General features: G+C 51.0%; 20 protein-coding genes and 10 tRNA genes. 20 read left to right on the forward strand and 10 right to left on the reverse strand.

What is annotated here, in order from left to right; translation table 11 throughout:
- Window positions 1-196: 196 nt before the first annotated feature.
- The 10 genes from K1558_RS28670 to K1558_RS28715 all read left to right on the forward strand — a co-directional run bounded on the left by K1558_RS28670 (window position 197) and on the right by K1558_RS28715 (window position 1,118).
- A tRNA-Phe gene (locus K1558_RS28670) sits at window positions 197-272 on the forward strand.
- A gap of 13 nt (window positions 273-285) precedes the next feature.
- A tRNA-Thr gene (locus K1558_RS28675) sits at window positions 286-361 on the forward strand.
- Between the two features lie 5 nt (window positions 362-366).
- Window positions 367-452 (forward strand) — tRNA-Tyr (locus K1558_RS28680).
- Window positions 453-458: 6 nt separating this feature from the next.
- Window positions 459-532 (forward strand) — tRNA-Trp (locus K1558_RS28685).
- 27 nt (window positions 533-559) lie between these two features.
- Window positions 560-635, forward strand: a tRNA-His gene (locus K1558_RS28690).
- Window positions 636-684: 49 nt separating this feature from the next.
- Window positions 685-760 (forward strand) — tRNA-His (locus K1558_RS28695).
- A 19-nt stretch (window positions 761-779) separates the two neighbouring features.
- Window positions 780-854: transfer RNA gene (locus K1558_RS28700), tRNA-Gln, on the forward strand.
- A gap of 6 nt (window positions 855-860) precedes the next feature.
- Window positions 861-935 (forward strand) — tRNA-Gly (locus K1558_RS28705).
- An 8-nt stretch (window positions 936-943) separates the two neighbouring features.
- Window positions 944-1,017: transfer RNA gene (locus K1558_RS28710), tRNA-Cys, on the forward strand.
- Window positions 1,018-1,039: 22 nt separating this feature from the next.
- Window positions 1,040-1,118: transfer RNA gene (locus K1558_RS28715), tRNA-Leu, on the forward strand.
- A gap of 138 nt (window positions 1,119-1,256) precedes the next feature.
- Here K1558_RS28715 and K1558_RS28720 read toward each other — a convergent pair.
- A complete protein-coding gene (locus K1558_RS28720) occupies window positions 1,257-2,087 on the reverse strand; it encodes an AraC family transcriptional regulator (protein ID WP_238655401.1) in 831 nt (276 codons plus the stop codon).
- Window positions 2,088-2,318: 231 nt separating this feature from the next.
- Window positions 2,319-3,488 (reverse strand): serine hydrolase domain-containing protein, encoded by a 1,170-nt coding sequence (locus K1558_RS28725; RefSeq protein ID WP_238655402.1) that lies wholly within the window; start codon window positions 3,486-3,488, stop codon window positions 2,319-2,321.
- Window positions 3,489-3,660: 172 nt separating this feature from the next.
- On the opposite strand from K1558_RS28725, the gene K1558_RS28730 reads away from it, so the two are divergent.
- The gene (locus K1558_RS28730; protein ID WP_238655403.1) at window positions 3,661-4,104 is read left to right on the forward strand and encodes an Lrp/AsnC family transcriptional regulator; all 444 of its coding nucleotides are present in this window, start codon (window positions 3,661-3,663) and stop codon (window positions 4,102-4,104) included.
- 86 nt (window positions 4,105-4,190) lie between these two features.
- On the opposite strand, the gene K1558_RS28735 is transcribed toward K1558_RS28730, so the two are convergent.
- From K1558_RS28735 to K1558_RS28745, 3 genes are all read right to left on the reverse strand, one after another.
- Window positions 4,191-5,390 (reverse strand): MFS transporter, encoded by a 1,200-nt coding sequence (locus tag K1558_RS28735; RefSeq protein ID WP_238655404.1) that lies wholly within the window; start codon window positions 5,388-5,390, stop codon window positions 4,191-4,193.
- Window positions 5,391-5,673: 283 nt separating this feature from the next.
- Window positions 5,674-6,903, reverse strand: coding sequence for a CynX/NimT family MFS transporter (locus K1558_RS28740; protein ID WP_238655405.1), 1,230 nt, complete (start codon window positions 6,901-6,903; stop codon window positions 5,674-5,676).
- Complete coding sequence (locus K1558_RS28745) at window positions 6,900-7,586, reverse strand: FadR/GntR family transcriptional regulator (RefSeq protein ID WP_420800478.1); 687 nt, start codon at window positions 7,584-7,586, stop codon at window positions 6,900-6,902. The genes K1558_RS28740 and K1558_RS28745 overlap by 4 nt, the downstream gene beginning before the upstream one ends.
- 200 nt (window positions 7,587-7,786) lie before the next feature.
- Here K1558_RS28745 and K1558_RS28750 point away from each other — a divergent pair, with 200 nt between their 5' ends.
- Together K1558_RS28750 and K1558_RS28755 are read left to right on the forward strand one after the other, a co-directional pair.
- Window positions 7,787-8,308: a MarR family transcriptional regulator gene (locus K1558_RS28750; RefSeq protein ID WP_238655406.1), complete on the forward strand. Its 522-nt coding sequence runs from the start codon at window positions 7,787-7,789 to the stop codon at window positions 8,306-8,308.
- 21 nt (window positions 8,309-8,329) lie between these two features.
- Window positions 8,330-8,545, forward strand: a complete 216-nt coding sequence (locus K1558_RS28755; RefSeq protein ID WP_238655407.1) for a hypothetical protein — start codon at window positions 8,330-8,332, stop codon at window positions 8,543-8,545.
- Window positions 8,546-8,605: 60 nt separating this feature from the next.
- On the opposite strand, the gene K1558_RS28760 is transcribed toward K1558_RS28755, so the two are convergent.
- Window positions 8,606-9,175, reverse strand: a complete 570-nt coding sequence (locus K1558_RS28760; protein ID WP_238655408.1) for a TetR/AcrR family transcriptional regulator — start codon at window positions 9,173-9,175, stop codon at window positions 8,606-8,608.
- A gap of 165 nt (window positions 9,176-9,340) precedes the next feature.
- On the opposite strand from K1558_RS28760, the gene K1558_RS28765 reads away from it, so the two are divergent.
- Window positions 9,341-10,300: a carotenoid biosynthesis protein gene (locus K1558_RS28765; protein ID WP_238655409.1), complete on the forward strand. Its 960-nt coding sequence runs from the start codon at window positions 9,341-9,343 to the stop codon at window positions 10,298-10,300.
- Between the two features lie 68 nt (window positions 10,301-10,368).
- On the opposite strand, the gene K1558_RS28770 is transcribed toward K1558_RS28765, so the two are convergent.
- Entirely contained in the window at window positions 10,369-11,289 is a 921-nt protein-coding gene (locus K1558_RS28770; RefSeq protein WP_238655410.1) for an aldo/keto reductase, read from the reverse strand.
- A gap of 155 nt (window positions 11,290-11,444) precedes the next feature.
- Between K1558_RS28770 and K1558_RS28775 the strand changes: the two genes are divergently transcribed.
- Window positions 11,445-11,837: a MerR family transcriptional regulator gene (locus K1558_RS28775; RefSeq protein ID WP_238655411.1), complete on the forward strand. Its 393-nt coding sequence runs from the start codon at window positions 11,445-11,447 to the stop codon at window positions 11,835-11,837.
- A gap of 107 nt (window positions 11,838-11,944) precedes the next feature.
- Window positions 11,945-15,025: a beta-galactosidase, LacZ type gene (gene lacZ, locus K1558_RS28780; protein ID WP_238655412.1), complete on the forward strand. Its 3,081-nt coding sequence runs from the start codon at window positions 11,945-11,947 to the stop codon at window positions 15,023-15,025.
- A gap of 43 nt (window positions 15,026-15,068) precedes the next feature.
- Here lacZ and K1558_RS28785 read toward each other — a convergent pair whose 3' ends face one another.
- Window positions 15,069-15,950, reverse strand: a complete 882-nt coding sequence (locus K1558_RS28785; RefSeq protein WP_238655413.1) for an AraC family transcriptional regulator — start codon at window positions 15,948-15,950, stop codon at window positions 15,069-15,071.
- Between the two features lie 557 nt (window positions 15,951-16,507).
- On the opposite strand from K1558_RS28785, the gene K1558_RS28790 reads away from it, so the two are divergent.
- From K1558_RS28790 to K1558_RS28805, 4 genes are all read left to right on the forward strand, one after another.
- On the forward strand, window positions 16,508-17,374 hold the full coding sequence (locus K1558_RS28790; protein WP_238655476.1) for an ABC transporter permease: 867 nt from the start codon (window positions 16,508-16,510) through the stop codon (window positions 17,372-17,374).
- Between the two features lie 35 nt (window positions 17,375-17,409).
- Window positions 17,410-18,303, forward strand: coding sequence for a carbohydrate ABC transporter permease (locus tag K1558_RS28795; protein ID WP_238655414.1), 894 nt, complete (start codon window positions 17,410-17,412; stop codon window positions 18,301-18,303).
- A 120-nt stretch (window positions 18,304-18,423) separates the two neighbouring features.
- On the forward strand, window positions 18,424-20,019 hold the full coding sequence (locus tag K1558_RS28800; RefSeq protein ID WP_238655415.1) for an extracellular solute-binding protein: 1,596 nt from the start codon (window positions 18,424-18,426) through the stop codon (window positions 20,017-20,019).
- 282 nt (window positions 20,020-20,301) lie between these two features.
- The gene (locus K1558_RS28805; protein ID WP_238655416.1) at window positions 20,302-20,571 is read left to right on the forward strand and encodes a hypothetical protein; all 270 of its coding nucleotides are present in this window, start codon (window positions 20,302-20,304) and stop codon (window positions 20,569-20,571) included.
- A gap of 167 nt (window positions 20,572-20,738) precedes the next feature.
- On the opposite strand, the gene K1558_RS28810 is transcribed toward K1558_RS28805, so the two are convergent.
- Both K1558_RS28810 and K1558_RS28815 read right to left on the reverse strand, forming a co-directional pair.
- The gene (locus K1558_RS28810; protein ID WP_238655417.1) at window positions 20,739-22,979 is read right to left on the reverse strand and encodes a helix-turn-helix transcriptional regulator; all 2,241 of its coding nucleotides are present in this window, start codon (window positions 22,977-22,979) and stop codon (window positions 20,739-20,741) included.
- 161 nt (window positions 22,980-23,140) lie between these two features.
- Window positions 23,141-23,896 carry an AraC family transcriptional regulator gene (locus tag K1558_RS28815; protein WP_238655418.1) on the reverse strand — a complete coding sequence of 252 codons (756 nt, stop codon included), beginning with the start codon at window positions 23,894-23,896 and terminating at the stop codon, window positions 23,141-23,143.
- Between the last annotated feature and the right edge of the window lie 161 nt (window positions 23,897-24,057).

Genomic DNA, 24,057 nt, shown 5'->3' on the forward strand with positions numbered 1-24,057 from the left:
AGTTGGCCTAACATGCCTGCCTGTCACGCAGGAGATCGCGGGTTCGAATCCCGTCGGTTCCGCCATTTTAATGGCATTAGGGATGAGAATTCCCTGGGTTCGTTGAAGCATGGGCATCGTAAGGAATACTTCGCAATCTCGTAACGGAGTGAAGAGTATCCCGTCGGTTCCGCCATCTTTACAGAATCACTTTTATGGCTCGGTAGCTCAGTCGGTAGAGCAAAGGACTGAAAATCCTTGTGTCGGGGGTTCGATTCCCTCCCGCGCCACCATACAATTTAATATGCCGGTGTAGCTCAATTGGTAGAGCAACTGACTTGTAATCAGTAGGTTGGGGGTTCAAGTCCTCTCGCCGGCACCATCCGTGGAGGCTTAGCGAAGTGGCCAAACGCATCAGACTGTAAATCTGCTCACGTACGTGTTCGGTGGTTCGAATCCATCAGCCTCCACCATTTTTTAGGGGCATAGTTTAAAGGTAGAACAACGGTCTCCAAAACCGTTGGTGTGGGTTCAATTCCTGCTGCCCCTGCCAATTAATATCCTATAAAAGAATAACATGGCGGCCGTGGCGAAGGGGTTAACGCACCGGATTGTGGTTCCGGCATTCGTGGGTTCGAGACCCATCGGCCGCCCCATTTCTTTTAGAAGAATTAATAAGGTATTACAATAACAAAGCTTCATATGGCGACTGTGGCGAAGGGGTTAACGCACCGGATTGTGGTTCCGGCATTCGTGGGTTCGAGACCCATCAGTCGCCCCATTTATTTCACAACAAATATTGGGGATTAGCCAAGCGGTAAGGCAACGGACTTTGACTCCGTCATTCATAGGTTCGATTCCTATATCCCCAGCCATTATATGCGGACGTGGCTCAGCGGTAGAGCATCGCCTTGCCAAGGCGAGGGTCGCGGGTTCGATTCCCGTCGTCCGCTCCATTTATTTCGGTGCCATAGCCAAGTGGTAAGGCAAAGCTCTGCAAAAGCTTTATCCCCAGTTCAAATCTGGGTGGCACCTCCATTTTTTATTTCAACATAGATACGCCGGCGTGGCGGAATGGCAGACGCGCTCGACTCAAAATCGAGTGGGAAACCGTGGAGGTTCGAGTCCTCTCGCCGGTATCATAATCAAATTAACACTCATTGGATGATACTCTGATGAGTTTTTTTATATTTTTTGATCTCATTCCTTTTGGCGGTATGCGTCATTAGGTGTACAAAAGAAAAAGGCGGCAAAAGCCACCTGAGGTTAGTAACGGATTATCTATGAACGGGAATGAAGATGTCCACATGACAGGTATCTGTGCTTTCGTCCCATTCAATGTACTGTTCAATGGTAGGTAAATCCAACTGATTGTATTCACTTTGGGGCATGAACTCGCCATAGATGCGCTTCCATGTCTGGCTAAGAATACCACCCGAAATCGTGCCTTTAGCTGTAAATACAAGCCAGCTGGCAGCGGGGCATAGGTATCGATCAAAGCCATCAATATCCTCTCCGGAATACTCAATGCCACACATATAATCATCATTACCCTCATCATCATAACCGAAGCACAACCCCAAGTCACATAGATGACCACCGATTTCCTGTAACTTCTGTGCTGTTCCATCCGACTTGATAATTGCCCATGTTCCCCCACCATAAGGTGTTGTTCGGCGAATCCCAAGCACATTAAAAGAATCCTTATTCAGTACCCTGTAATTCATTTCATTAACCCCCATGATCATAAAAGTAAAGGTCAGGCGGGTATAGAATTTTAGATTAGCATCTGACGATCTAGCCTCCTGTGGTGTGATTCCATGCATGCGTTTGAATGCCGAGGAAAACGCATCTGCGGAATCATATCCGTACTTCACGGCAATATCCAATACGCGGTGGTTTGTATTCTGAAGGTCATATGCCGCGCTGGATAACCGTCTTCGGCGAATGTATTCCGATAACTGTATTCCAGTGATTGGTGCAAACGAACGCTGAAAAACTGAATAGGTACATGCCATAATACGATTGATTTCCACAGGATCGATTTGTTCCGTCAAATGTGTTTCAATATAATCAATAGCCAGATTCATTCTGTCTACCCATTGCATTACCAGCCCCCCTTCCCAACTCAAGATTAGCAGAATGGATTTGTATTCATCCTGCTTTCTCTGTACAAATACTCACGGGTGCACTCAATGCTGCTTGCATTGTATCAAACTCGCTACATTTGGTGCAATAAGTTGCTCCGTTTATTTGGCAATGGTAGGGGCGGGGTGGATCTGCTTATAATGGATAACCCGAGAAAACCTGTATTCTACTAGTTTTTTTCGGGTTTTATATTATTCCACTCCTCGAATCCCCTTGTAGACCGCTTCGCACAGTTCCGTTGTATACCTGCCGGACATTCCTTCAATCGCCGTATTGGTGAAGGCTACCACACTAAGCTTCTCGCCCGGATCAACAAACCAGGAGTGACCATAGGTGCCGCCCATCCGCCATGTTCCCGGCGATTCCGGTGTATTGGCAGCCGCTGGATCTTTAAGCAGCGTGAAGCCTAGTCCAAAGCCTCTTCCCGGCCAATAGGGCATTTCAAGGTTGCCAATTTGATTGCTCGTCATCTCAGTGACAAGTGCCTTCGGCAGAATCGGATTCCCTCCTTGCCGCAAAGCTTCCAGCAGGGTAAGAAAGTCTCCTGCACTGCCAATCATGCCAGCTCCCCCGGAAGGATAAGCGTTCTTACCAGTAAACCTGTTGGGTGTGAGGAGGAAGCCTGCTGTCCCCTCCACAAACGGAATGGTATCATAATCGTGCAAGCGCCGGGGCTCTCCATCAGCGCTGTCTGCGTAAGCCGTGGTCAATCTGTCTGTATCCACGGGCTTGAAACCCGTGTCCAGCATGGAAAGCGGATGGGTGACAAGCATCCGTACAGCTTCAGGCAGCGGCATTCCCGTCACCTTTTCGATGACCGCTCCGAGCACGTCTGTTGCTATGGAATACCTCCACATTTTCCCCGGTTCATATAGAAGCGGAACAGAGGCGAGTCTGTGCAGATTCTCTTCAAGGGTAACGTCTGTCAGATCCATACCGTCCGATACTCCGGCCAGCTCGTAAGTTCCCTTATTCTCCTGAAAGAAACGGTAGGTTAAGCCAGCGGTGTGCGTCATCAGATGGTGTATGGTTATCAAGGCATCTTGTCCGTTTGGCAGTTTGGGACGGAAGGCAGGCAACCATTTATCCACCAGATCGTTTAATTGCAATCTTCCTTGTGAAATTAACACTAAGGCTGCCGTTGACACAATCGGTTTGGTTACCGAAGCATATCTAAACAGAGCATTGTTCTCCATCGGCCGTTGCTGCTCGCGGTCGGCCCAGCCAGCAGGCCTGCTGTACACAAGGCTTCCGTCTAATGCAATTTGGACGACGGTACCCACAATTCTTTTCTCCTGAAGTGTGTGGTCAATGATCTCATTGATGTATTTATGCAGTAATTCCGGATCTGTTGTTCTCATGCTCCTCATCCTCTCATGCTTGTGATTCACTTGATTATTTATAGCAAGTGTGTTTATTATATAAATAATTTCTGTTACCTTACATAGAACAAATTAGTTAAGGTATGAAGTCTTTGATGATTATAAAGGTATTTAAGAGAAATAACTTTTAAATTATAGGGAGGCAATGGACTTGGACGAAATTGATAAAAGCATCGTGCTTCATCTGCAGAACCAGGCGAGATTATCAATGACGGATTTAGGCAAGCTGGTGGGACTGTCTCAGCCAGCCGTAACTGAACGTGTAAAACGCATGGAAGAAAAGGGGATTATCGAGGTATACCGAACCGTCGTTTCTCCGCAAAAATTGGGCAAGCAATGCACAGCTTACATGCTTGTTCGGACCCGGAATTGCTATCCATTTCTTGACTTTTGCCGTTCTGCACCGGAGGTTATGGAGTGTTACCGGATAAGCGGAGAGCATAATTATTTGTTGAAGGTCCTTACGCCAACCACCCAGGACCTGGAGGATTTTGAGAACCGGTGTGATCAATACGGAACCTATACCACTATGATCGTAATGTCTTCACCAGTCCCCTATAAGAATCTTATTGGAGAAGAGGATCTGCTCGCCTAAAATGGTACCTCTCTAAAGCCAAAAAAGAACCTGCATATTAGCGCAGATTCCTTTTTGGCTTATGTTACGCATACTTGTATATTCCTTTAGGATGGAAAGCCATGCTTTTTAGCCTGCCAGGCTGCAAGCAATGAGGGAAGCAACAGAAGAATTAATACCCCCGGAAGGAATTTGGCTCCAAGCAGCTCGAGAAGGAGTCCGCCGATCATGCCTCCGCCGCCGATAGCCACATTCCACGAGGTAACGAGCATGGATTGGGCGATATCTGCGCTTTTCCCCCCAGCTTGTGTAATTGCTGTTTGCAGTAGAGTGGCAGCCCCGCCAAACGTTAGTCCCCACACCGCAACACCAAGAATAATGATTACAGGTTGATTCATTCCAATTCCCAAGGCTGCAGAAGCCACAGAAAATCCGGCGATACTGATTAAAACCAGCATCCTTAGATGACGGTCAATCAGTATGCCGATCAGCCAAATGCCGGCAACCGAGGTCAATCCGAAAAGGAGAAGAACGAAATCCACTCGCTGAGCCAACGCCGTTTCTGCAAGATAGGGTGCAATGTAGGTGTACAAAATGTTATGAGCCAGGACCCAGAACAAAACGACGAACAAAATCGGCCGTACACCAGGAAGCAGCAAAATCTTGTGAAAAGGAAGCTGATCACGGGAAGGCTCACCTGCATAATCCGGCACTTTCCAGAGCACCCAGCCAATAAGGACTGCCGTCAGTAATGATACCGCTCCGAAGATGAGACGCCACCCTGTATATGTTCCCGCAAATGTACCAAGCGGAACACCCAGCGCCAATGCCAGCGGAGTACCCGCCATGGCCACGGCCATCGCTTTTCCCTTCAGCGAATCGGGTACCATCCGCCGTGCATAACCGGCCGTCATCCCCCAGAGAACACCTGCAGAGACACCAGCGAAAAAACGCGCGACCAGCGTTAACACATACACCGTAGATAATGCGGTAATGGTGTTAAATACAAGGAAGCCAGTAATGCACAGCAGCAGAAGCGGCCGGCGCCTCCACCCGCGGGTAGCCGTTGTCAAAGGTATAGCGGCCAGAAGCGAGCCAACCGCATAGAGCGTGACCAATTGTCCGGCAAGAGCTTCTCTGACCCCAAGGTCCTGTGCAATTTGCGGCAGTAATCCGGCTGGCAGGCTTTCCGTAAGAATACAGATGACCCCCGCTATGGCTAAAGCCAGCAACCCGGCCCACGGAAGACGTTTGGAAGACGGCACGTTTGCACCGCCTTTTGTTATAAGAGCAGTGTTTGAGTTCACAAAATAATCTCCTTTATTATTTTTTGGCCGTTATTCAAAGCTTTAGCTTCCGTATAAGCTTATATAAATAGATCGCTTTTTTACATGGATAATTGAAGGGGGAGGAAGTGAATGAAGAGGAAATTACTTTTATTCTCATAGAAATTCCGTGATTTTATAAGCAAAGCAAGGGTTTCGTCAGACACGAGGTGGAAAATGGAAAATGTGGCACACGGGGGATGGGTTTTTGTAATGGAGCCTTGATGAAAAGGAGCCAGCGGACAAAACCGCCGGCTAGAGATGTCTATACACTTTGATTTCTGGCCGCACCTAGGCCAACGATACCGAGAAGAGCAGAGGCGCCGACCATGATCAGGAGTGGAGCGCTCCAGCTATGAGTGGCATCATGCAGGTATCCAATCAGTGCCGGGCCGATGGCTGCCAGCAGATATCCGATGGATTGGGCCATACCCGATAATTCAGCAGCCTGTTGGGCGCTTTGGGTGCGCAAGCCGAAGAACATCATCGACAAGCCAAAAGCAAAGCCTCCTCCAATACCGAGAATAATCACCCAAAACAGAAGCAGTTGGATACTGCTATAGAGCAGTCCAAGTGTGCCGGTCAAAAGCAGAGCTGCTGTAATGACCACTAATATCCGTTGGTTAGACATGCGGCCTGCCATCACAGGAACGATAAAGGCAAAGGGGAGGGAAGCCATAATCATAACTGAGAGAAACCAGCCGGATTGACTGGGGCTGATGCCTTGATCCTTCAGAATTTCGGGCAACCAGGCCACCAGCACATAGAAGATGGCCGATTGTATTCCCATAAAAAGAGTTACCTGCCAAGCCAGCGGAGAGCGCCAGATCTTAACTTGAGAATTGTTAGCTGCGCTACGGGCAACAACGGCTGGTTGTGCCGGATTCTTAAGCTGGGGTATCCAAAAGAGAATAGAGACGATGCTAAGAATCCCCCATATGCCTAAGGCCCCTTGCCAGTTCAAGCCAGCCCCTACAGCCAAGGGAACACTTACACCTGAGGCTATCGCCCCGCACAGATTCATGGAAACCGAATATACCCCTGTCATCGTACCCATTTGCTGCGGAAATTCCCGTTTAATCAGGCTGGGAAGCAATACATTACACATGGTAATAGCAAACCCCAGGATTGCAGTGCCCATATACAAGGTCAATGCTCCCGATAACGACCGGACAGCAATACCGGAGGACAAAATAATAAGAGAAATCAGGATAATTCGTTCTACACCATATTTCTGTCCTAATTTCGGTACAAAAGGGGATAACAAGGCAAATGCAATTAGGGGTACTGTGGTAATCAGGCCTGCTAATGTATTGGAGATATGCACGTTGTCCCTTATAAGACTAACTAAGGGTCCCACTGATGTGAGGGGCGCGCGCAAATTCGCAGCGATAAAAATAATTCCTATGATCATAAGCCAGACTGTGGCTTGCTTCCGAATACTGGTATTAGATATTCCATCCTGCTTGTTTAACAATTGTTCTGATGAACTCATAGATGTTCCTCCTGTGTACGGGCTTTGTCAATGTATGAACGGACAGCCTCCTCCGCTTGTTGACCATCCTGATCGGCAATGGCTTGATAGAGCAGGGCATGAGAGTCGAGATAGAAATCCACGTTTTTGAGATCCTTCATTTCCAAAATCATGTTCTGCAGCGCCTCGGAAATATGATTGTACAAATTCGCCATCAATTGGTTATGTGAAGCAGCGATCACCATTTTATGAAACTCCACGTCCCAGTGGGCATAAGTCTCAAGATTTTGCTGGGCGGCTGCTTGTCTGCACTGGTCCAGGCATGTCCGAAGTGCGGCCAGATCCTCCTCGTCTCTCCTGAGCGCAGCCAGAGCAGCTGCCTCTCTCTCTAAGGCATACCGGACCTCCAGGCTCTCGAACTTATCGGTATGCTCGATCACTTTTCTAATCACCGACCCTAACACACTGGAGGAGCAGACATAAGTCCCGTCCCCTTGTCTGGTCTTGAGCAGACCCGCATACGTTAGAGCCCGAACTGCTTCCCTTAAGGTATTACGGCTGACTTGAAGCTGCTCCATTAGCTCGGGCTCTGGAGGAATACGTGTCCCAACTTGCCATTCGCTGCTTTCGATCTTCTCCTGGATCTGGTAGGCCACCTGTTCCACCAAGGTTAAACGTTGAGTCTGAGCTAACAATAGTATCATTCCTTTGCAAACGTAGGATGTTTGGTAGTCTGGTTGAAGTATAGCAGATACGATTTGTTTTGAAAAGATGAAAATGATATTGATTCTCAATATCAGTCGTGCTACTATGGTTTTGTTCAGTGATGAACAAAAATTTAAAACCATTTATTACTGCCGCTGAATAAGGTCTGTAACTAAATACATGGGAGGAGAGATGTGATTTGGAGTTTCCAGGTCATTCTAAAGGTCAGCTATACGAGCAATATATCCGAATGCTGCATTTGAACGAATTATATACAGAACATGAAATTAACGTGTTTCGGGAGCAAGCCCATAAGCTTCAGATTGAGATGCTCTCCAATAATATTACCAGTGTGCACGTTATTGATTGCATTGGTGATCATGAGCCAATCAATCATACGGGAATTACCAAAAGAATGAATTTGTCCAAAGCAAGTATTACAAATATTAGTTCAAAGTTATTGGAGATGGGTTTCATTGTGAGAAATCAAATGAACAACAACCGGAAGGAAAGTTATTTCACTCTAACGGATAAGGGAAGACAGGTTTATCAACTGCACCAAAAGATGCATCAAGAGAAAGAAGAGAGCTTTTACCAGTTCATTGATTCTTATTCAGAGGCTGAGTTACAGACGATCGGGAAATTCATGGGTGATCTGTTGGCGCGTGCTGAAAAACACTACGGAAGGGGAGCTAGCGAGAATGACGACACGACAGATTGAGATGGAAGGAAGCATCGGCTGATGAAGAAAAAAGATTCGGACCTGTCGGAATTACAGCAGATTGCCAGGGAGAAAAGGAAGGTTCAATTCTATCTGAGATTGATGTTGGGACTTGGATCAAGCTGTGGTGTGATGGTACCTATAGAGCCCTTTTTTATGACATTAAATGAGCTTTCTGCTAAGGAAGCCGCACTTATAGAACAACAGGCAAAGGATCCTTCAGAGCCATCGGAATAAAAGAAAATGAATGTGCAGAGAAGCGGCCCTCAACAATGAGCGGCCGCTTATTTTAATAGATTATGAATTTTCGGCATAAAATGCTTTGGATACGGCCTCGGTCGCTTTATCAATAAAAGCTGCAACCTTACTGGGGCTTTCCTTGAGACCGCTGCTCACCCACTTTTTAATAATGGCTATACTGCCATGAGAGGTGAACGTATACCAGGACTCAAATAATTGCGGATCAAAATATTTTAATTCCTGCTTCCAGCGCTCAATCGTTAAATCGTGGCTGATATATAGGATTCTTTCTAATAATTCTTTATCGCCATGCTCGGAGAACAGAACCTCACATATCGTTTTATTCGCTTTTATATACTTACATAATTCATAAGACAGCTTTTGCGGGTTGGAAGAACGAAGCCCAAGTTCCCTAACTTCTTCGTAAAGCTCATTTTCGATGGTTGAAAGAAGTTCAAACTGATTCGCATAGTGTGAATAAAAGGTGTTGCGGTTTATCCCTGCTTCGCTGCAAATGTCGGTCACGGTAACTTTGTTGATAGACCGTTCTGTCAGCAGCTTCAACAAGCTTTCTTTGATCACCATTTTGGTATATCTCACCCGGTGATCTGTTTTTTTGTCTGACATACTATCCCCCCCAATTTAAAATAATAAAATAGTAAATGAACAAATCTAATATGATTTGTATGGTAACTAACATAATCAAAACGAACAGTATGTTGTTTTACTAACATGGTGATATTATAATTTATTTGAACGTTCGATTCAAATTAAACTAAATGGAGGAAGAATATGGGTGAAATAACTGTAGTCCCTGTATGGGTTATTCAAGATATTCTCGTCTTAATTGCGGCTGTTCTAATGGTTTTTTATATCCTTGATAAGGAGACACATCCCAAAACGGTTCTGTTGCAATTTATAGGTTTTGTATTTTTTTACGCAGCCGTTTTTGAAATTACGGCTTCATCGCTTGGAGAAGGCTTCTACGCCTACGGGCGCAGTATTTTGATGCTATTCAATATACCGATTACGGTGCCTATTATTGAGTTTCTGATCATTTATTCCACCTTACGTGTTCTAAAGTCTGTTAATATACCGTCCTGGACGAAGCCCTTTATGACGGGATTAAGCGCTATGGTGTTTGACTTTTCACTCGATCCGGTGGCCGTTAAACAGATTTTTGAGACCATGGATGGAACCATCGCAAGATGGACGTATTATCCGCTGGCCGGTGAACCTCAGATCTATGGGGAGCCCGTGATGAATTTTACAGGATGGATTTATATCGCGGGTTATTGGACCGTCTTTATTCTGATTGGGGAATGGTGGCATAAAAAGAAAGGCTACAGTAAAACCGTTGGTTACATCTATCCGTTTCTGGCAGCCATTGCGTCATTGGCTTGTATGTTCTCGCCTATGTCTAACTTCTTTAATTACATGGGGCCGTTCTTCGCCAGAGAATCTAATATGCAATGGGTGATGTTGATTGCACTTTCTGTAATTACCATCGGAGTTTTAGCATTAACCTTCATAAAGTTCTGGGACCGGAAGGCTAATTACTCCATCACTCCCAAAAAAGATTTTCCGATCATGTTTACTTTCTTGGGATTCCCCCTGGTCAACACTATATTTTGCCTCATAGGAGGTTTCACGGAGGTATTGTGGCTGGTCGTTCTGGCTCAGATCGTATTGATGTTAGCCTGGATTGGAATTTATAAGATGGGTAAAAAAGTTAGCCCGATCGCGAGGTAGTTAAAAAACACCGCCAGCTTTAGCCGAAAAGGTCTAAAGTCTGGCGGTGTCTTCTTGTGCCTTCTTCGTTAAGGCAGCACATTCCCGGCTGCGCGGTAAATCTCGTACCATTCCTCGCGGCTGAGGGTGATGTCTGCGGCCTTGGCGATCTCGAGCAGGCGGGTAGTGTTGGTGGTGCCGACAATCGGCTGCATCTTGGCCGGGTGTCTGAGCAGCCAGGCGATCGCGATCGCGTTGTCGGTTACGCCTTTGTCTTCGGCAATCCGGTTAATGACTTCGTTCACCTTCGGGAACTTCTCGTTGCCCAGGAATACACCCTCGAAGAAGCCGTACTGGAACGGCGACCACGGCTGGATGGTCATATCGTGCAGACGGCTGTACTCCAGTATTCCGCCATCGTGGACTACGGAACCGGCATTGGTCATGTTGACGTTGAAGCCGGCATCAATCATGCCGGTAACCATGATGCTGAGCTGCAACTGGTTGAACAGAAGGGGCTGCTTAACGTTCTTTTTCAATAGCTCAATCTGCAGCGGGTTCTGATTGCTGACGCCGAAGTGCTTGACGAGCCCTCTGCGCTCCAGATTATCGAAGGCTTCGGCTACTTCCTCCGGCTCCATCAGGGTGTCAGGACGGTGCAGGAGAAGGACATCCACATAATCGGTCTGCAGCCGCTTCAGGCTGTTCTCTACTGAAGTCACAATATGCTCTTTAGAGAAATCGAAGAAGCCGTTGCGGATACCGCATTTGGCCTGGATCATTAACCGGTCGCGCATTCCCGGATTAGCAGCCAGCACATCGCCGAACACTTCCTCAGCCTTGCCGCCGGCATAAATATCGGCATGGTCAAAGAAGTCTATGCCCACCTCAAGGGCGCTGTGGATATGAACTTCAGCCTCTTTGGGGGACAGATCAGCGATCCGCATACAGCCCAGAGAAATCTCGGAGACGTCAAGTGTGCCGTTCGCGACGTTAATTCTTTTTACCATTAATCATTCACTCCTTAAATGAAAGGTTCTTGGTTAAGCTTAGACCTTAGAGTTAGGTGTAAGTCAAGAGATTGATAGAGTAGTTGTTCACCGCATCCGATTGGTGTTACGTTATAAGGGAAACCAACGCTTGCTGACAGAGAGGGGCTGCACAGATGGGCTACAGCATCAAAACCATAGCACAAAAAAGCGGACTAAGCCAATATACGCTGCGTTATTATGAACGGGAGGGAGTATTGCCGGTTGTGGCCAGGGATGCTAACGGCAACCGCTGCTTCAATGACGAGGATGTGGAGCTGATCTCGTTAATCTGCTGCCTGAAGGATACCGGCATGGCTATCGCTGACATTAAGCAATTCATTGCGCTCTCGAAGGAAGGCAGAGATACCCTGCCCGACCAGCGCAGGCTGCTGCAGGAGCATAAACAGCATATTGATGAGAAGATTAAGTTCTTTCAGAGCTTTGCCCGGAAGATAGATCATAAGATTGCTTATTTTGCCTCCCTTGAGAATGAAGCCGGAGCCTCCGGAGAACCTAAAGCCACCTGAAAAGTCAGTTATCTGCACTTTAGTTGTGATCCGCTACTTGGAGCCGGGGCCAACTTTGGGTAGAATAAGGACCAGATTCACTTCAAGCAGATGAGGAGGACAAGAATATGTCTGGCAAGGAGCCAAGCCTGGATTGGTTAAGCGATGTATCCGTGTATAAGGTGAACCGGTTGGAAGCGCATTCGGACCACCGGTATTATAGAACGATGGAGGAAGCGGAGAGACAAGCCCCTATGGCGCTGCGCCACTCGCTGAACGGGGATTGGAAATTCAGCTATGCGGTGAACGCCGCTGCCCGTGCTCAGGATTTCTATAAAGCTGATTATGATACCAGGGGCTGGGGAGATATCCAGGTACCGGGTCATATCCAGCTTCAGGGGTACGGCAGACCCCAATATGCCAACACGATGTACCCATGGGATGGGCTGGATGCTGTAAGGCCGCCGGAGATTCCGGTGAGCAGTAATACGGTGGGCAGTTATGTGAAGATGTTCGAGGTTCCGGCAGAGTGGGAGAAGGGACCGGTGTTTATTTCTTTTCAGGGCGTAGAGGCGGCTTGTTATGTATGGCTGAACGGGCATTTCATCGGCTACAGCGAAGACAGCTTCACTCCTGCCGAGTTCGAGCTGACGCCTTATCTGCAGGAAGGAGCCAACAAGCTGGCGGTTGAGGTGTATCAGCGCTGTACAGGGAGCTGGCTGGAGGATCAGGATTTCTGGCGGTTCTCGGGGATTTTTCGCGAGGTGTATCTGTATACGGTTCCTGAGCTTCATGTGCAGGATCTGCGGATTCAGGCGGGGCTGGATGCTTCCTATGAGCAGGGGATATTGAAGGCTGAGCTTCGGATGACGCATGGGGCCGATGCTGTAATCCGTGTGGAGCTGAAGGATGCGGCAGGTGCTGTGGTGGCGGAAGCAGAAGGACGGGCTGTGGCGGGCAAGGCTGCTCTAAGCGTGGATGCTGGCAAGGTGTTCCCGTGGAGCGCCGAGAATCCGTACCTTTATAACGTCTGTATCTCTGTGTGTAATGGCGAAGGGGAGCTGGTGGAGGCGATTGTGCAGCGGGCGGGGTTCCGCACGTTCGAGCTGAAGGATAAGCTGATGCTGCTGAACGGGAAACGGATCATGTTCAAAGGCGTCAACCGCCACGAGTTCAACCCCCGCACGGGCCGGAACATCTCCCGGGAAGATATGATTAAGGATATCATCATCCTGAAGCAGAACAATATCAACGCGGTGCGGACCTCGCATTATCCGAACCAGACGCTGTGGTATGAGCTGTGCGATGAATACGGGGTGTATGTCATTGATGAGATGAACCTGGAATCCCATGGCTCGTGGCAGAAGATGGGGGCCGTGGAGCCGTCCTGGAACATTCCCGGGGATAAGCCGGAGTGGGAGGGGATTGTCATGGACCGGGCGGTATCGATGCTGGAGCGCGATAAAAACCATCCGTCCATCCTGATCTGGTCCTGCGGCAATGAATCGTATGCGGGCGAGGTGATTCTGAAGGTATCGGAGTACTTCCGCAAGAGTGATCCCGGACGGCTGGTACATTATGAAGGGGTCTTCCATAACCGCAAGTATAATGACACCAGTGATATGGAGAGCCGGATGTATGCGAAGCCTGCAGATATCGTGGAGTACCTGGAGGGCCAGCCGGACAAGCCGTATATCAGCTGCGAATACATGCATGCCATGGGCAATTCGGTCGGGGGACTTCATAAATATATCGAGCTGGAGAGCCGGTATCCGTTGTATCAGGGCGGCTTCATCTGGGATTACATGGATCAGGCGCTGGTAGCGAAGGACAGGTACGGCGAGGAGTATCTGGCGTATGGCGGGGATTTCAATGACCGTCCTACAGACTACAGCTTCTGCGGCAACGGGATTGTTTTCGCTGACCGGACGATTACGCCTAAGATGCAGGAGGTGAAATTCCTCTACCAGAACATCCGGCTTGTTCCTGAACGGGACGCCGTGACAGTGGTCAACGGGAATCTGTTCGAGGGAACGGAGCGGCTGCTGCTGGAGTTCCGGCTATTGCGAGAGGGACGGGAGATCTTCAAGGGGCAGCAGGAGGTTCATGTGGCTGCACAGGAGAAAGCGCGGATTCCGCTGGAGCTGCCGGAGGTGTCAGCAGCGCCGGGAGAGTACACGCTGGCGGCCAGTCTGGTGCTAAAGGAAGCCGAGCTATGGGCGGAAGCGGGGTTCGAGACGGCTTATGGAGAGCATGTATTCCGCGTCGAAGCAGCTCACGTAGAAGAGGCCGGGGCAAAAGCAGGCGGGGAAGCGGCGCTGTTGCCTGCGGCAGCAGAGTTCCGCGTGATTGAAGGGGATGTGAACATCGGGGTCACTGGCCGCGGCTTCTCCGCGCTGTTCTCCAAGCAGGCGGGCTCCCTGGTGTCGCTCTGCTACGGCGGGCGCGAGATGATTGCGACTCCGCCGGCTCCATTGTTCTGGCGGGCCACCACCGACAATGACAAGGGAACTGCGCTGGGATACCATGCCGGCAGCTGGTTCGCAGCCAGTCTGGCCCGCCAGTGCACGGCGGTCAGACTGCACACGGAAGCAGACCGGGCCACGGTCAGCTTCGATTACGCCTTCAGCATCAGCAGTGAGCTGAAGGCAAGTACCCAGTACACGGTCCATGCCGACGGCAGCGTCCGTGTCCGTATGGTCTACACCGGGGCAGACGGTCTGCCGGATGTGCCGGTTGTGGCGGTATCCTTCCGGATGTCCGCAGACTACGAGGATTCCGAGTGGTATGCCCGCGGACCGGAAGAGAACTACAGTGACCGCGCGTTCGGAGCGCGGCTCACCCGCTTCCGGCGGAAGGTGGCGGAGCTGCCGTCGCCGTATCTGGTGCCGCAGGAATCCGGCAACCGGACGGGGGTCCGTGAGGTAAGCATCACGGACAGCCGGGGCTATGGGCTGCACATTCGGGCGGCTGCGGGCCGGCCGCTGGAATGTACGCTGTCGCCGTACACCGCGTTCGAGCTGGAGCAGGCGGCGCACGCTTATGAGCTGCCCAAGGCGCATTATACGGTCGTAACCGTTGCCGGGCAGCAGATGGGGGTTGGCGGGGATGACAGCTGGGGGGCGCCGGTGCATCCGGAATACCGGATCGCCGCCGATCAGCTGCTGGAGTTCGAGTTCACGCTGACGGCAGCATTGCCGGAGGCATAGGAAGAATACAGGCCATCAGCGGGGATTCGCTGATGGCCTGTATTCATGAGAACCGCTGCCGGTATTCGCGCGGCGACACTCCCTCCAGCTTCATGAAGCTGGAGCTGAAGTAGGAGGCCTGGTTGAAGCCGACCTCGCCTGCGATCCGTGAGATCGGGAAGCTGGTCTGCATCAGCAGCAGCTTGCTCTGCCCGATCCGGTAGCGCAGCAGGTACTCCATCGGCGAGCAGCCGTATTCCTTGTTCATGCAGCGGGCAATATAGACCGGATGAAAGTTCAGGCTGTCGCCCAGCATGGCCGTGGTAATCTCTTCGCGGTAGTTGGCCCGGAGGTAGGAAGCCGCCTGTTCGGCACAGACGGTGGACTGGGAGCTGCGCTGCTCCGGGTTCATTGAGGCTGACAGCAGCTCCAGCAGGTTCTGGAAGAGCAGTTGTTGTTTGAACCGGACAGCATCGAGGTGGGCCGTTGCCTGCAATTGTTCAAGTCCGTCCAGTATCTCATAGGCTTTGTCCGGCTGCAGCAGAGTAGTGAACTGCGGCAGCTCCAGCTGGAAGGTGCTGATATTGAAAAAGGAGGCAGGCAGCTCCTCCACAGACGGAGAAGCATGGCCGGGATCAGTATCCGGCTCAGGTACGGCCAGAGAGTCATGGAAGGTCTGGAAGTGAAGCCAATAGTAGGCGGTCTCCTCCTTGCAGCCTCCGGTGCCGAAGTGGTGGCTGTCCGGGCGCAGGATCAAGGCATCACCCGCCTTCACGGTGAACCGCTGCGCCTCCTCACCGATGTAGAGGCCGCCTTGCCGTACAATCAGCAGGTCGAATACCTTGATTCTCTGGCGGCTGCGGTGCTGATAGCCCGGCTGGCAGCGGTTAAAGCCGCTGGCTATGTAATGCGGCAGTGGAGGAATTCGGAAGACAAGCGGGTTCATAAGGAGCCTCCTGGATGATGGTTTGGATATTGAAAGTTTAGGTTTAAGATGTAGTATATTTTCCAGAGTATATCACCTATAATGAATTCCAGGCAAGTTTAAATCGTGAGGCTGCGTGCATGTCAGGCATAATCTGAGAATCGCCCCGGATGTTCTCCGTATGGAGAGCTGTCCGGGGCTTATTTGCGTTGCAGCTACGGTTTCTGCACAAAAGTATGAAATGTACACAGCCCGGTTAGCCGCTTAATGCAGGAATATCCCGAAGCTTCACTGTTCAGCTCATAGAGGCATCTTCTATACTCAGGTCATCACATTGGACGAAGCCTACAGGCCGGAGGGGCAGAGGCTTCGGACCTGGTGCCGCGGCACTTGAAAGAGTATTTTGTCATAGGAGAGTGAAGGCTTTGAGACATCTTAAACGCAAGACCGGACGGCCGCTTGTCACCCAGCTTCCATTAAAGGGAACAAGCGGACTATCCCCGCAATCGGGGGCTGGCACCCGCACCAGGAAGAAGGGCTTCCTGCATGAGCTGATCCATAACCGGGTGCTGTTCCTGATGCTGCTGCCTACGCTGTTGTTTTTTCTGGTCAATTCATATTTTCCGATGGTCGGGGTCTACTATGCGTTCACGCAATTCGACTTCAATTCCGGGCTGTTCGACGCTCCGTTCGTGGGACTGAAGAACTTCGAATTTCTCTGGAAATCCGGCACGCTGGTGAAGCTGACGCTCAATACGATCGGGTACAATCTGGCCTTCATTCTGCTGGGGAATGTGCTGGCGATTGCCTGTGCGATTCTGCTCAGCGAGCTGCGGGTGAAATGGTTCAAGAAGCTGACCCAATCGGTCATGTTCCTGCCGTATTTCGTGTCCTTCGTTATTCTGAGCGTTATCGTCTACAATGTGTTCAATTATGATAACGGTTTCCTGAACACGCTGCTGACGCAGTTCGGCTCGAATCCTGTGGATGTCTATAATAATCCGGTCATTTGGATTTTCCTGATTATTCTCTTCTATCTGTGGAAAAATCTCGGCTACAGCATGGTCATCTACCTGGCGTCCATCACGGGAATCAGCGAGGAGTATTATGAAGCGGCCAAAATTGACGGTGCCCACATTTTTCAGCGGATCTGGTATATCACGGTGCCGATGCTGAAATCGACCTTTGTGATGCTGCTGCTGTTCTCGCTGGGCAGTATTATGAAGGGCCAGTTTGACCTCTTTTACCAGCTGATCGGGAATAACGGGGTGCTCTACAACACAACAGATATTCTGGATACGTATGTGTTCCGTTCACTTAAGGTGACCTTCGATGTCGGGATGGCCACGGCAGCCGGCCTGTATCAGTCGCTGTTCGGCTTCTTCCTGATCATGACGGTCAACTACATTATCCGTAAAATCAATGATGATTACGCCCTGTTCTAGAAGATACTGCCCCCGATAGGAAGGAGAATACGAGCATGACCATTAAAGATGACCACTATACCAGGCTGCTGCAGGGAGTGGCTTACACTGTTATTATCATAGGCTCCCTGGCCTGTCTGATTCCGTTCCTGCTGATTATTTCCGCCTCCCTGACCGCCAATGAATCTATCATCAAGGACGGCTATCATTTCATCCCGGCCCAGTTCTCGCTGGAGGGCTACAAGACAGTATTTACATTCCCCGATGAGGTGCTGAGGGCATATGGGGTGACCCTGTTCACTACGGTGACGGGGACGGCGCTGGGGCTGTTCTTCATGACCATGGCCGGCTATGTGCTGGCCCGCAAGGATTTCAAATACCGCAATACGTTCTCATTTTACATTTACTTCACGACCCTGTTCGGCGGGGGGCTGGTGCCCTGGTACATTATGATTACCAAATACCTGCACCTGACGGATTCGTATGCGGCGCTGATTTTCCCGGGGCTGATGACGCCGTTCCTGATCATTCTGATGAAGAATTTCATCCGGTCGGCGGTGCCTGAGGAGCTGTTGGAATCGGCTAAGATTGACGGGGCAGGGGATTTCAAAATCTACTGGCGGATCGTGCTCCAGCTCTCGATGCCCGGCATCGCTACGGTGGGTCTGTTCCTTGCGCTGGCTTACTGGAACGATTGGTTCTCCTCGTCGCTGTTCATCAATGATCCGCATAAGTATCAACTGCAGTTCCATCTGTATAACGTCATTAACTCGGCTTCCTTCATCGCCAATATGGGTGCAGGCACCGGGGTTAGCCTGGGCAGCGATCTGCCTACGGAATCCACCAAGATGGCGATGGCGATTGTGGTCACGGGACCGATTCTGTTCCTGTATCCGTTCATCCAGCGTTATTTCGTAAAAGGTCTGACGATCGGCGCAGTCAAGGGTTAGAACCGTCTGGCAGAATGTACCTTTACCCGTACAGCTGCTATATCGGCTAACATAGAGTAACGCAAGATGGGCAGCGGCCCATCGCATTATCGCTCACCACATTTATAGGAGGGTTCATTCATGAGAAAGAAAGCAGGCCGTCAATCACTGGTTACGCTTACAACAGGTGTGCTCGCTCTGTCGCTCCTTGCAGGCTGCGGCGGAGGCGGCAACAATACAAGCGCTGGTAACAGTGAGAAGGACGGGAACAGCGGCACTCCGGCTGCATCGGAGGGAGCTGCTCCGGCAGCAGATACCGGGATCAATACCTCGAAGAAGGTAGAGCTGCAATTCTATATGCTGGGCGATGCCCCTAAGGACCTGCCGGCCATTCAGGCGGAGGTCAACAAAATGGCAGAGGCAGACCTGAACGCCACAGTGAAATTCAATTTCACCAGCTGGACGGACTGGGATCAGAAGTACAAGCTGCTGCTGTCCTCCGGGCAGGCGATTGATCTGATTTTCACCGCAGACTGGACGCAATATCAATCCTACGCGAAGCGCGGGGCGTTCCTGCCGCTGGATGATCTGCTGCCGAAGGCGGCTCCTGAGCTGCAAAAGTTCGTGCCGGCATCGATGTGGGAGGATGTTAAGGTAGACGGTAAGATCTACACCGTTCCCGCGACCTTCAAGGAGTATGTCACCAACGGGTTCGTCTACCGCGAGGACCTGCGCAAGAAATATAATCTTCCCGAGCCGAAGGATCTGGCCAGCTACGAGGCTTACATGGACGGCATTGTCAAAAATGAGCCGGATATGATGCCGATGTCTCTGAACAGCGATGTGGGCAACAACCTGCACTACATCTACACGGAGCTGAACAAGATGATCGGCGCGCTGCCTTACGGGATGGGCGTGAAGTATGACTCCCCGGGAACGGTCTACTCCTACTGGGGCTCGGATGAGCAGAAGGAAGAGCTGAAGACGATGAAGCGCTGGGCGGACAAGGGCTTCATTCCGAAGAACGTGCTGAACATCAAGGATACGATGCAGGACCCGGTGACTTCCGGCAAAGCTGCCAGTATGTTCGGAGATAACCCGAACCGCTTCAACGATATGAAAATGAAGATCAGCACCACCCACCCGGATTGGGAGCTGGCGTACTCTCCGTTCGGATTGACTACCGGCTATGCGACCCCAGTGCATCCGATTCACAACGGGTTCGCGATTCCGAAGAGCAGCAAGAACCCTGAGCGGGCACTGGCCTTCTATCAGAAGATGGTGCTCGACAAGCGGTATAACCAGCTGACGCAATACGGCATTGAAGGCAAAAACTACACGGTGGAGGACGGCTACTACAAGCTGGTCGGCACCAGCACCTCCAACGGGTTCACCCGTGAGGGCATGAACGGCTGGGCGTGGAGAAATCCGGAGTTCATGCTGTTCGACAAGGGCTTCGACGGAGTGAAGGCAATCTTCGATGAGCTGGACAAAATCCAGAAGCCGGACCTGTTCCTCGGCTTCGCCGAAGATTACAGCTCCTATCAGGCGGAGAAGGCTGCGCTGGAGCAGGTGGAGAAGCAGTATCTGTTCCCGCTGGAGGCCGGGCTTGTGGACGATGTAGATAAGGGCCTCGAAACCTTCATGCAGAAGGCGAAGCAGGCGGGGCTGGAGAAGATTCAGGCGGAATGGACGAAGCAGTGGGAGGCTTATGTTGCGGAGAAGGGGCTTAAGTAGGGAAGCCCTGGTGGTGGCCCCGGTGGTGGCCGCTTGGTGGGACGCTCCGCAAGCGGAATGATGTTCCGATCGCTGTTGTGTCCAGATTTTATTTATTCTACCTTAGCGGTGAAAATCCGGACACAAAGGCGAACGCTGCCGCTTCTCCACATTCATTCCGTTTGCTCCGCTACCTTACGCGTGCCATTGGTCACACTGCAACTGCCGCTACGTCAGCCCTACGGCTTCCGCGGCAGGAGGAAAGAGCAGAGAGCCCGTCTCCATGAATTTGGAGACGGGCTGATGTTGTTTCACATCCATTGCCAAGAGCAAAGCAAAGAGCAACAGAAAAGGGCAAAGAGCTGGCTTGGTGTTCCACCAAAGCGCGAACAGCCACAACTGCAAAAGGGCAAAGAGCTGGCTTGGTGTTCCACCAAAGCGCGAACTGCCACAACTGCAAAAGGCAAAGAGCTTGCTTGGTGTTCCACCAAAGCGCGAACAGCAAAAACAAAAGCGGTGACACTTCGAAATCATGCACAATTTGCATCATTTTACTTTATAAATGAGGCTTGAGCAGGAAATGTTGCAGGAAATGCAGGATTTCGTTTAGGTTTAGCGGATACTTGAGCGAGTTGCTGCATTTCGTGCAACATTTTAACACAGAAGCTAAGGATTCAGGTCTCCAGGTTGCAGTTTCTGCAACATTTCGATTGATCAGGGAAGTTTGTTTAACCCCCGCCCTAATCCACCTGCACACTCTTCAGCCGCCGGAAGTCGGTAGGCGTTGTACCGAAGCTGCGCTTGAACATCCGGTGCAGGTACGAGCTGCTGGTGAAGCCGCAGCGCTCGGCAATAGTGGTCACCGGCAGGTCGGTGTTCTCCAGCAGGGCGCAGACCTCGCGCATCCGCACCTCCAGAATGACATCGACGATGCTCTTCATCGTCTGCTGCTTATAGAGGCGGCTGATGTAGATGGGGGACATGCTCAGCTCATCAGCGATCTGATTGAGGCTGAGCTGCGGCTTCATGTAATCCTCGTTGATTTTGGTATTAATCTGGCAGATGAGATCGTGCTGCTTGGTGTTCTTTTTGCCGGCCAGCTGCTCCTGCAAATTATGGAAGAGGGCGGCGAAGGCCGTCTCCAGCTCGTCTATCGTCTCGATGGTCTCCAGACGGGGCAGCTCGCCCGCTCCATCAATCTGTAAGCGGTTACGCTTTAGGATAGTATTCACGATCTCCCGGATGGTCACGCTAAGCCTGGACACGGTTAATTGCACGGTCTGGAACGGAAAAGCCTCAGTTTCCCGGATCATACTGCTGAACTGTACGGCGGCTTCCTCCACTTTTCCGCTCAATAAGGCATCCGTCAGCTTCTTCTCTTTGTCGGCCGGATAATGGTAAGTGCTGGACTCCAGCGTGCAGATCTCCCGGGCATTAATGATGCAGCCGTGCCCGTAGAACAGACGGTGATCCGATGCCTCGCGGACCTGCTTGTAGAGCTGATGCAGCTGGTCTGCGTTACGGTCAATATGGCTGTAGGTCAGCGTAAGACTCAGCTTCAGATAATCGGAGCAAGCCTGCTGGATCTGCCGGAGCAGCGCCTCGATCAGTCCGGTGTCGGTGTATTCAACAGGATCGATAATGTTCAGCAGCACCAGAATGCCGTCATCGTTCATATCCACCGTCTCCACGCGGTAGGTCTGGCCGCAGATCTCCGAAGCGATGTTCATAATGGCAAACTTGGAGGCCAGCAGATAGGAGGAGCGGGCTTCACGGAACTCCTGATAACGGTCAATCCGCAGCAGGATCAGCCGGTAATCATCATTGAAGGTGAAATGAATGCCGAGCTGGCGCAGCTTCTCCATCTGCTGCATCGACTGCGGCGGCTTCAGGCCGAGGATCAGGTCGCGCAGCGTATTTTGCCGGATCATGAACATGCTGTCACGCTTCTCGGTCTCCAGAACCTTCATCTCACTGACAATCCGGTTAATCGGCAGATAGAGGCTCCGGGACATGATCCAGGAGAGGCCGATGCCGGCGACCAGGACAAGGCCTGCAATAAGCAGAGTGGTGTTGCGGATGGTATTGGTCTGCTCGGTAATGATCTCATACGGCGTAATCCGCACATACTGCCAGCTTAGATCATCCGGCGAGGTATACGAGATCAGCGAGTTGACTCCCTTAAACGGCGCGATGAAATATCCGGCCTCCCGGCCTTTGATCCGCTGCTCGATGAAACCCGTTTCTTCCCGGGTAAGCTCTTGCGGCTGCAGGCTGTTGCTGGAGCGGAACGCACCCTGGTCGTCCAGAATGTAGGTCGCACTGGTGGAATCCGCCGGGCTGGCGATCTCTTTGTTGATCCACGGAGCCGAAATATTGACAATCACCGCCGAATTGATAGACCGGTCCCAGCCGATCGCATCGAGACAGAGGAAGGTGTAGGCACGGACCTGATCATTCTCCTGCGCACCGTTGGAGTAGACCCGGGGAATCGGTGTGAATGCTTTGTAATCCTGATAATGGCTTAGGATATCCAGGATGGAGGTGTCCACCAGCTCCTGTGCGGTAAAGACCCCGTTCTGGCCGTGGGAGGAAGCAATATACAGCTGCCCGCCCTTGGGATTATAGACATAGATTGATTCGATATAAGGCATGGAGCTTAAATAGTTGCCGAGCTCGGACATCGCGGCCGTGACATCGTAGATGTCCGGCTTGTCGTAGAACACAATTTTGGAGATGGTGCTGTTGCGGTAGATTTGAAAAGAAAGCGATTGCGCCGCATCCGTCATGTTCACGACCTCCCGGCTCGTCTGGGTGAGGTTGCCCAGGTCGGACTGGAAGGCCTGCTTCTTCTCGACGCCGATATAGTAAGTGTAATAGATGATGGTCGAGACCAGAAAGGTGAACGAGACGCAGAGTGTGATACTGACTAACATTCTGCTGTACAGCGCCCTTGGATTGCCGATCTTGTTCAGTCTCATGGAATGGCCCCCTGTTTCTGCTCTGGATTGTTCATAGTACGATTATAAGCTGCAACCTATGAACAGGACAGTGGAACAAGATTACATCAGTGAACAGGCTGGACCGGCAGACAGTGAACATATCCAAGATTTGTGGACAAAAGCTACTTTCACGCCCGCTGCTACAGCTCTCTGCTGCGGATGCGGAAGGTGCGCGGGGAGAGGCCGGTCTCTCTTTTGAACATATTGCAGAACTGGGCGTCATTCACGAATCCGGCGGCGGCGGACACCTCGGAAATATGCATTTGGCTATGCAATAGAAGAGATTTGGCATAATCCAGGCGTTTCAGTAAAAGATAACGGTGCGGGGAATGCTGGAAGCGCTCCTTGAACAGATGGCGGAAGCGGTCATAGCTGTACCCGGACATCTCTGCAAGCGAGGCGACCGAGAGCCGCCCACGGTAATGTTCATTCATATAATTGAGCACATACTGCATCTGATCCTCTGCCGGGGAGTGAAAATCGGAGGCGCTGAGCAGCCGCTGGAGGTAGACGGTGATCTCGCTCATCTGCAGATTTAACAGCTCAGTGAATCCGTCGCGCTTGCGCTGGAATTCGGCATTCATCCGCTGCAGCGTCTGCAGCACCGTATGCTCCTTGTCGTCATCGAAGACGCCGGACAGCGAGTTGATCACCGGGTTGCCGCAGTGAAATCCGACGAACAGCACCTCGGGGCTGGGCTGGTGGTTCTCGTCATGCTTGAAGCCCGGCGGAATCAGTCCGAAGGTGGAGGGCCGGAAGTGATAGCTGCGCTGGCCGATGCTGCAGGTTCCGTGGCCAGTGATGTAATACACCAGCTCGAAGCATTCATGCTGATGGGGAGGGATATAAGTGCCGGCTTCATGCTCTGCATTTACAATATATAGGACACGATCCATGATGAGCCTCCATTCCTGATGTTTCAGCCGAATCGTACAAAAAGTTGACCGAAAATATATAAATATTTATGTTTTCATTTGATATGATCTTATCAATAAAACCGAAGATTCTCAACTGGACTGGCCATCTTGTTCGGGTTTTCTGCGGTTTTTTTGCAAAT

This window comes from Paenibacillus piscarius, assembly GCF_022234545.1.
In the GTDB taxonomy this organism is placed as follows: domain Bacteria; phylum Bacillota; class Bacilli; order Paenibacillales; family Paenibacillaceae; genus Paenibacillus_AQ; species Paenibacillus_AQ piscarius.

Excerpts from the sequence above, each read along its gene's own strand:
- K1558_RS28775 (WP_238655411.1), top strand. The coding sequence starts at position 11,445 with ATGGGCTACAGCATCAAAACCATAGCACAAAAAAGCGGACTAAGCCAA.
- K1558_RS28755 (WP_238655407.1), top strand. The coding sequence starts at position 8,330 with ATGAAGAAAAAAGATTCGGACCTGTCGGAATTACAGCAGATTGCCAGG.
- K1558_RS28795 (WP_238655414.1), top strand. The coding sequence starts at position 17,410 with ATGACCATTAAAGATGACCACTATACCAGGCTGCTGCAGGGAGTGGCT.
- K1558_RS28790 (WP_238655476.1), top strand. The coding sequence starts at position 16,508 with ATGCTGCTGCCTACGCTGTTGTTTTTTCTGGTCAATTCATATTTTCCG.
- K1558_RS28725 (WP_238655402.1), bottom strand. The coding sequence starts at position 3,488 with ATGAGAACAACAGATCCGGAATTACTGCATAAATACATCAATGAGATC.
- lacZ (WP_238655412.1), top strand. The coding sequence starts at position 11,945 with ATGTCTGGCAAGGAGCCAAGCCTGGATTGGTTAAGCGATGTATCCGTG.
- K1558_RS28745 (WP_420800478.1), bottom strand. The coding sequence starts at position 7,586 with ATGATACTATTGTTAGCTCAGACTCAACGTTTAACCTTGGTGGAACAG.
- K1558_RS28740 (WP_238655405.1), bottom strand. The coding sequence starts at position 6,903 with ATGAGTTCATCAGAACAATTGTTAAACAAGCAGGATGGAATATCTAAT.
- K1558_RS28785 (WP_238655413.1), bottom strand. The coding sequence starts at position 15,950 with ATGAACCCGCTTGTCTTCCGAATTCCTCCACTGCCGCATTACATAGCC.
- K1558_RS28810 (WP_238655417.1), bottom strand. The coding sequence starts at position 22,979 with ATGAGACTGAACAAGATCGGCAATCCAAGGGCGCTGTACAGCAGAATG.
- K1558_RS28805 (WP_238655416.1), top strand. The coding sequence starts at position 20,302 with ATGTTGTTTCACATCCATTGCCAAGAGCAAAGCAAAGAGCAACAGAAA.
- K1558_RS28770 (WP_238655410.1), bottom strand. The coding sequence starts at position 11,289 with ATGGTAAAAAGAATTAACGTCGCGAACGGCACACTTGACGTCTCCGAG.
- K1558_RS28800 (WP_238655415.1), top strand. The coding sequence starts at position 18,424 with ATGAGAAAGAAAGCAGGCCGTCAATCACTGGTTACGCTTACAACAGGT.
- K1558_RS28720 (WP_238655401.1), bottom strand. The coding sequence starts at position 2,087 with ATGCAATGGGTAGACAGAATGAATCTGGCTATTGATTATATTGAAACA.
- K1558_RS28760 (WP_238655408.1), bottom strand. The coding sequence starts at position 9,175 with ATGTCAGACAAAAAAACAGATCACCGGGTGAGATATACCAAAATGGTG.
- K1558_RS28765 (WP_238655409.1), top strand. The coding sequence starts at position 9,341 with ATGGGTGAAATAACTGTAGTCCCTGTATGGGTTATTCAAGATATTCTC.
- K1558_RS28815 (WP_238655418.1), bottom strand. The coding sequence starts at position 23,896 with ATGGATCGTGTCCTATATATTGTAAATGCAGAGCATGAAGCCGGCACT.